This is a genomic window from Oleiphilus sp. HI0080 (assembly GCF_001635135.1).
Genome location: NZ_LWFU01000144.1, coordinates 1 through 6,930 on the forward strand (window position 1 = coordinate 1; position 6,930 = coordinate 6,930).

A 6,930-nucleotide genomic window follows, 5' to 3' on the forward strand; every position below is an offset into this window, starting at 1 on the left:
TTTATCGTCTTCGATTACTAGAACGCGCATTACTTACCTCTACTTTATATTTCTGTTGCGCTTTACGAGTTCGTAAGCTTCTTTTATTTGTTGTGTTTTTTCCGTGGCGAGTTTCATCATCTCTTCCGGTAGCCCTTTTGCCACTAACTTGTCCGGATGATGTTGGCTCATCAAGCGCCGATATGCCCGCTTCAGCTCTTGATCAGAACACTCTTTTTCAAGCCCTAGCACATCATACGCTTCTTCCAGTTGAGATGCGCTATTTTGTGCATCAAAGCCCTGCTCCTTATTATAAAACCGCTGTTGCGCAGCAGCCATAGCAAGAAGTTGCTCGAATTGGTGGCGCTTAAAACCGAGCAGACCTGCCAATTCAAGTAAAATGGCTTGTTCTGATTCATGCAGCTCACCGTCGGCCAATGCTGTTGCGATCTGAATTTCCAGAAACATTTGCAACAGATTCGTACGTCGACCACATTCTTTACGGAGTTGTTTAGCGATCGCTTGATAATCAAATGCTGCTGACTTCCCTTCTGAGAACAGCTTTTGAGCGGCTTTGGTTTGCTCGCTGTTTAACTGCATTCGAGACATGGTTGCTTGAGCAACCTGAATCTCTTCTTGACTGACAATTCCATCTGATTTTGCAACTCGTCCCATAATAGAGAAAGTTGCAGTAAAAAATGCGGCTTGGATACTTTCTGTTGAAAAGTCGTCGGGTGACATAGCTTCGATACCGGTAAGACCTTTATCGAAACTATGACCAATCGCTGCACCCAATAAAGCGCCGATAGGACCGGATACGGCAAAGCCCAGTGCGCCGCCTATCACCTTTCCCCACCAACTCATTGGCCACCCTTTTCGTTGTTCAATAGAAACTGCTCACGGAACCAAACTTTTTATCACAGGCCTATTTTTGCACACTAATTAAAAGTTCGTAACCACTCTAGAGAGCTAACTGTGTCTGTTTTTGGGCGATACTCTGCGCTGACAAAGCCTTCGTAACCTAGATGTTTGATTTCTGTGAATACCGATTCAAAATCAATATCGCCCGTGCCGGGCTCGTGACGACCATGCGTATCGGCAAACTGAATATGAGAAACGTCATGCCGCATTGCTTGTAGGTTTTTTATTAGGTCGCCATGCATTATTTGCATGTGATAAAGGTCAAATTGAAAGCCAATATTTGGATTATTCAGTGCACGCAAAACATGGCGGCTTTTGTCGAGTGTATCGATAAAAAAACCGGGCATATCGATGCGCGAGTTAATCGCCTCAAACACGAGTTTGACGTTGATTGACGCAAGCTGATTCGCTGCAAAATCTAGGTTCTCCAGGAATGTGTCCATAGCAAGGCTTTCAGGTATATCTAAAGGCTGAAGACCCGCCAGGCAGTTGATTTGCGGAACTTGAAGGTCCACAGCGTACCGCATAGCTAATTCAAGCCCTCTTCTAAACTCGTCTTTTCGAGAAGGCAGACAAGCAATCCCTCGCTCTCCGGCGTCCCAATCGCCAGGAGGGAGATTAAACAAAACTTGTCTCAAACCATGTTCATCGAGCGCTGACTTTAAATCGTTCACGTGATAGCCATAAGGAAATAGAAACTCTACGAACTCAAAGCCTTCTTTTGACGCTGCATTAAATCGATTCAGAAAAGAATGCTCCTGAAACAGCATGCTAAGGTTTGCTGCAAAGCGAAGCATTTAACGTTGCCCTTTGAATAGTTTCGTGGTGTTAAGGCGCTCAAGCTCTACCATCAGGCCGCTGTGGTCAATATCTTCTTTACCATGCGCCACGAGGGACAGATATCCATCGTGAGTGCGCTGTGATAGCGGAAGCGTGAGGCCTTGAAGGCGTGCTTCATCGAGAATTGTGCGCATATCTTTTAGTTGTACTCTACTGCGGGCTCCCGGCTCATAGTTGCCATCGATCATGCGTTGGCCGTGCAGCTCTAGAATTCGGCTCGCAGCAAATCCGCCACTTAGCGCTTCTCGAACAGCTACGGGATCCGCCCCTCCTTTGGCAGCGAGTAATAGTGCCTCAGACACAGCGCCTATGGTAATGCCAACAATCGCCTGGTTGGCCAATTTCGCGAGCTGGCCGCAGCCATGCGCTCCAATATGCGTTGCTTTTCCGAGAGCGCTGAAAATGGAATTGGCGTATTCAACGTCGGCTCTTTCTCCACCTGCCATGATCGAAAGCGATGCTTCAGCCGCACCGACCGTTCCGCCTGAGACTGGCGCATCAAGGTATCGAATACTCCGCTCATGGAGCCTTGAGGCATGGGAACGAGCTTGTTCAGGCGGAATCGAACTCATATCAATGACTAGGCTGCCCGCCGAAATTGAATCCAGAACACCTTCTTGCATTAATACTGACTCGACCACCTCTCCTGTTTCGAGCATAGTGATGATGATGTCTGCGTGGCTGACTGCAATATCGGCACTTTCGTAGCAGGATGACGAAGTTCTAAATGCATCGAGTTTTTCTTGTGTTCGATTCCAAAGATGCAGTGAATGGCCGGCATTGATGAGATTCGTGACCATTGGTTGGCCCATTAAGCCGACGCCTAGAAAAGCGATGTTCATGTCTTCCACCTTGTACTAGAAATGCATAAAAAAACCGCCAGACTCGGCGGTTTTTCTGATTGAGAATGTTGTTAACGCAGCGCTTACTCGTCCATCAGGACTTTGACTTTCTTCATTGCGTTTTTCTCAAGTTGGCGAATGCGCTCTGCGGAAACGCCATATTCATCCGCAAGATCATGAAGCGTAGACTTCTTTTCGCTTAGCCAACGCTTCGTCAGGATATCCATACTACGCTCATCCAGTGTTTTGAGCGCTTCGGTGAGACGTCCGTGAGTATCGGCTGTCGAATTCGCCATTTCAACGGCGCGAGCAGGATCTGCACTTTGATCTTCGAGGTAATTTGCCGGTGCTAAAAATGCGGTGTCGTCGTCTTCATCAACCGTTGCATCAAACGAAGCATCATGTGCACTGAGGCGCCCCTCCATTTCGCGAACCACTTTAGGCTCGACACCCAAGTCTTTGGCAACAGACTCTACTTCATCGGCGGTAAACCACGCTAGACGCTTTTTAGAGCTGCGCAAATTGAAGAACATTTTGCGTTGCGCTTTTGTTGTAGCGATCTTAACGATCCGCCAGTTACGCAGGATAAACTCATGAATTTCTGCTTTGATCCAGTGTACGGCAAAAGAGACGAGACGCACTCCGTAGGTTGGATCGAACCGCTTGACCGCTTTCATTAGGCCAACATTGCCCTCTTGAATTAGGTCAGCCTGAGCGAGTCCGTAACCGGAATAGCTCTTTGCAATATGCACGACAAAACGCAGGTGCGACATGATCAAATGTCTCGCCGCTAATAGGTCGTTTTCATCGTGAAGTCGTGATGAGAGTTCGCGTTCTTCTTCAACTGATAAAATTGGTATGCTGTTTACAGTGCGCATGTACGACTCAAGGTTTCCGCCTGGAATCAACATATCAACTGGTTTTAAGCTTGTACCCATTAAAATTCCTCTAGTTGTTAAGCAAACATCATAGCATTTTGAAGGTTTTACGCTCAAGGTGTACGCATTGGACTACTTGATTTCTCAGAGGTTCCGTTGCGAAGACGTAAGAGAACTAAAGTTTAGTTTGGTTCTATTTCGCTAATGTGTCGTTTTACGGATAAACGAGCACCAATCCAACCAAGAAACGTACCTATCGTTAGGATAAAAAGTGTAGATTCAAAGTTTAAGCCTGACAAACTAAAATCGCTTTGATAGGACGTGGTTAGGAGTTCTACTGGCTGCGTTAGTATTGCCAGAACGACATAGCTGAACACGATGGCTAAAATGCCGCCGCCAAGGCCGTAAAAAATTCCCATGTATAAGAATGGACGACAAACGAAGGCGTCCGTCCCTCCAACTAGTTTGAGCACAGCGATCTCGTCCTTTCTACTTTCTATCGCAAGACGAACAGTATTCCCAAGTACGAGAACAACGGCGATGCTAAGCATCAAGGCTAGGATCCACGTGCTCATGGTGAGAAAGTCGCTAATCGCGTTGAGACGCTGCACCCACATGAGATCCAACTGAACTAGTTCGATTTCTGGTTTTTGAGAGAGTGATTCCTTGAGCTGCTGGGCTTTTTCGAATGAGCTTGCTGCATCGCTTAGGGAAACCACAATACTATGAGGGAGCGGATTCCCCGATAGGTGATCAAGGGTATTGCCTAATTGGAACACCGCTTTGAACTCTTCGAGCGCCTGAGCTTTATCAATAAACAAAGACTCTTCTACCTCTGACAGTTTGGTCAGCTCTTTTGCTATTTGCGTCCCTTGAAGTGCCGAGACTTTGTCGTTCAACATCACGGTCAGTTGTGCGGAGCTGTCCCAATCAAGCTTTGCTGAGTGTACATTGATCAAAAGCACCGCCAGTAGCGTAGGCAACAAAATAGCAATACCGATTACAGAACATGTAAAAAATGCTGCTAAGGGTTTTCGCTTTTGTTCGTGGAGAGTGTGCAGAAGCGCTTTTTTGTGATTTCCAAAATAACTCCCGAGCAGGGGTTTTTGATTACTTATCTGGGCGCCTTGCGCACTAAGCTTCCGGTCTTGCTTCTTAACACTCGACATGGCTCTCTCCATGCTGTCTCGATGCTTCTGAACCTGACTTGATAACGCCATGGTCGAGCTCGATTACCCGGTAGGGTAAGCGCGAAATTAAATCCAAATCGTGCGTTGCGACAAGCACCGTTACACCAACCTGATTAAAGTCCGCAAACAATTTCATGATTTCGGCAGAAAGGTCAGGATCGAGGTTTCCTGTTGGTTCATCGGCAAGCAGTATTGGCGGCTTGTTGACGACTGCGCGAGCGATACCCACACGCTGTTGTTCTCCTCCAGAGAGTTGAATTGGAGTGAGTTTTTCTTTGCTCAGTAGCCCGACTTTGTCTAGTGCGGCTCGAACACGTTTTGCAATCTCTTTCGGAGGTGTCCCAGCAACTTCCATGGCGATCGCAACATTATCGAAAACTGTTCGATCAAATAGCAACTTGTGATCTTGAAACACAACGCCTGCGTGCCGTCGATAGTAGGGAATCTGGCGCTGTGGAATACGCGCAAGATTTTGATTGCCAACCACAACTTGGCCTTTTGATGCTCGCTCCATCAACATGATGAGCTTGAGCAATGTACTTTTACCAGCACCAGAATGGCCAGTTAGAAAGGCCATTTCGCCACGAGGCATTTCAAAGGAAACATTTCGTAATGCCTCGTGGCCATCTGGATAGCGCTTGCCAACGTTGATAAATTGAATCATGAGGTCAGTTGTTAAACCTCTTGCTCTGATTCGAAAAGTGCTTCGATAAACTCATCCGCATTAAATGGGCGAAGATCATCAATCTGTTCTCCAACACCGATAAAACGGATCGGCAGACCAAGTTGTTTGGCGATAGCGAAGATAATTCCACCTTTTGCCGTTCCATCGAGTTTTGTGAGGCTAATACCGGTCACCCCAACGGCTTGTTGGAAAATCTGAGCTTGGCTTAGAGCGTTTTGACCTGTGCCGGCATCAAGCACCAGCATTACCTCGTGCGGTGCGCTGTTGTCGACCTTCTTCATAACGCGAACTACTTTTTCCAATTCGCTCATCAGATTATCTTTGTTTTGAAGTCGGCCAGCGGTATCGGCAATGATGACATCAATGTTTTTAGAACGCGCAGACTCCACAGCATCGAAAATCACTGATGCGCTATCGGCGCCTGTGTGTTGCGCGACAACGGGCACATCGTTACGCTCACCCCATACTTGAAGTTGTTCAACAGCAGCTGCACGGAATGTATCGCCCGCGGCTAGCATTACAGACAAACCTTGGTTTTGGAAACGTTTAGCCATCTTCCCGATTGTGGTTGTCTTGCCAACGCCATTAACGCCAACCACAAGAATAACAAAAGGTTCGTCGCGTTTTTCTATCTCAAGAGGGGCTTGTTTATCTGCGAGAAGGTTTGCTAGCTCTGTTTTGAGAGCTTGATACACAGCGTCGGCATCCTTTAACTCTTTGCGTTCAGATTTCTCGGTAATCGCATTAATGACCTGTGTGCAGGCCTCTACACCAATGTCAGCCATCAACAATTGGGTTTCTATCTCTTCCAATAGATCTTCGTCGATTTCTTTCTTACCAAGTAGTATCTGGCCTAAGCCTTGGCTTAGCTGCCCTCTTGTTCGGTTAAGACCTGAAACCATGCGTGAGAACAAGCTTTCCGCAGGAGCTTCTGGTTCGATAGCCGGAGTCTCATCAACTACTGCGGGCTCAGGCGTTTCGGTGGCACTCTGAGTTTCATTAACAGGGGCCGCAATAGATGTTTTTGCCGCCTCCAACGGCTCGGTCGGCTGTTTTTCTGATGTGATACTGGCAGTACTCTTTGCCGTTGGCTTGGCGAGAGGAGGTAACGATTTTTGTTCAATCTTGCGTGACTTGAGATCAATAAGAAAAGCAATGATGATGACGGCAATTAGCGCCAGACCAATAAGAAGATGATTATCCATGCGACTTCCAAAGATGTGTTTGGCGCAATGAAAGCGCGTAAACAATTAGATTGATAGAAACTTTGTCCGCACTACAATAGCAACTTTGGTATTGTTCAGCTCATATAATGCGTATTAATGGATTAAATTCTAATGCCAGGCCGAGTTAAAAAAAACCGCAAGCCACAAAAAAACCAAGAAGGTTCGTTTCGAATCATTGGTGGCGATCATCGAAGCCGGCGTCTGAGCTTTCCAGATGTTGAAGGATTGCGTCCGACAACGGATCGCGTCAGAGAGACCGTGTTTAATTGGTTGCAACACAGTATCCATGGAGCTCGTGTACTGGACTTGTTTGCTGGTAGCGGATCATTGGGCTTCGAGGCTGCATCTAGAGGAGCCTCGCAAGTGGAG

General features: G+C 47.0%; 8 protein-coding genes. 1 reads left to right on the forward strand and 7 read right to left on the reverse strand.

The window, feature by feature from the left end:
• Positions 1-39: 39 nt before the first annotated feature.
• The 7 genes from djlA to ftsY all read right to left on the reverse strand — a co-directional run bounded on the left by djlA (position 40) and on the right by ftsY (position 6,540).
• A complete protein-coding gene (gene djlA / locus A3751_RS01705; protein WP_068451445.1) occupies positions 40-843 on the reverse strand; it encodes a co-chaperone DjlA in 804 nt (267 codons plus the stop codon).
• Positions 844-917: 74 nt separating this feature from the next.
• The gene (gene otnI / locus A3751_RS01710) at positions 918-1,697 is read right to left on the reverse strand and encodes a 2-oxo-tetronate isomerase (protein ID WP_068451448.1); all 780 of its coding nucleotides are present in this window, start codon (positions 1,695-1,697) and stop codon (positions 918-920) included.
• Complete coding sequence (locus tag A3751_RS01715; RefSeq protein WP_068451452.1) at positions 1,698-2,582, reverse strand: NAD(P)-dependent oxidoreductase; 885 nt, start codon at positions 2,580-2,582, stop codon at positions 1,698-1,700.
• Between the two features lie 83 nt (positions 2,583-2,665).
• Entirely contained in the window at positions 2,666-3,520 is an 855-nt protein-coding gene (rpoH, locus tag A3751_RS01720) for an RNA polymerase sigma factor RpoH (RefSeq protein WP_068451455.1), read from the reverse strand.
• Positions 3,521-3,642: 122 nt separating this feature from the next.
• Positions 3,643-4,629, reverse strand: coding sequence for a permease-like cell division protein FtsX (ftsX, locus tag A3751_RS01725; RefSeq protein WP_197466097.1), 987 nt, complete (start codon positions 4,627-4,629; stop codon positions 3,643-3,645).
• Positions 4,616-5,314: a cell division ATP-binding protein FtsE gene (ftsE, locus tag A3751_RS01730; RefSeq protein ID WP_068451458.1), complete on the reverse strand. Its 699-nt coding sequence runs from the start codon at positions 5,312-5,314 to the stop codon at positions 4,616-4,618. The genes ftsX and ftsE overlap by 14 nt, the downstream gene beginning before the upstream one ends.
• Before the next feature lie 11 nt (positions 5,315-5,325).
• Positions 5,326-6,540 carry a signal recognition particle-docking protein FtsY gene (gene ftsY, locus A3751_RS01735; RefSeq protein WP_068451461.1) on the reverse strand — a complete coding sequence of 405 codons (1,215 nt, stop codon included), beginning with the start codon at positions 6,538-6,540 and terminating at the stop codon, positions 5,326-5,328.
• Between the two features lie 132 nt (positions 6,541-6,672).
• Here ftsY and A3751_RS01740 point away from each other — a divergent pair.
• Positions 6,673-6,930, forward strand: a 258-nt coding sequence (locus tag A3751_RS01740) for an RsmD family RNA methyltransferase (RefSeq protein ID WP_197466098.1), incomplete at its 3' end; no start/stop codon positions are given.

Bases quoted from the DNA above. Each gene is read 5' to 3' on its own strand.
- djlA (WP_068451445.1), bottom strand. From the start codon at position 843: ATGAGTTGGTGGGGAAAGGTGATAGGCGGCGCACTGGGCTTTGCCGTA.
- otnI (WP_068451448.1), bottom strand. From the start codon at position 1,697: ATGCTTCGCTTTGCAGCAAACCTTAGCATGCTGTTTCAGGAGCATTCT.
- A3751_RS01715 (WP_068451452.1), bottom strand. From the start codon at position 2,582: ATGAACATCGCTTTTCTAGGCGTCGGCTTAATGGGCCAACCAATGGTC.
- rpoH (WP_068451455.1), bottom strand. From the start codon at position 3,520: ATGGGTACAAGCTTAAAACCAGTTGATATGTTGATTCCAGGCGGAAAC.
- ftsX (WP_197466097.1), bottom strand. From the start codon at position 4,629: ATGTCGAGTGTTAAGAAGCAAGACCGGAAGCTTAGTGCGCAAGGCGCC.
- ftsE (WP_068451458.1), bottom strand. From the start codon at position 5,314: ATGATTCAATTTATCAACGTTGGCAAGCGCTATCCAGATGGCCACGAG.
- ftsY (WP_068451461.1), bottom strand. From the start codon at position 6,540: ATGGATAATCATCTTCTTATTGGTCTGGCGCTAATTGCCGTCATCATC.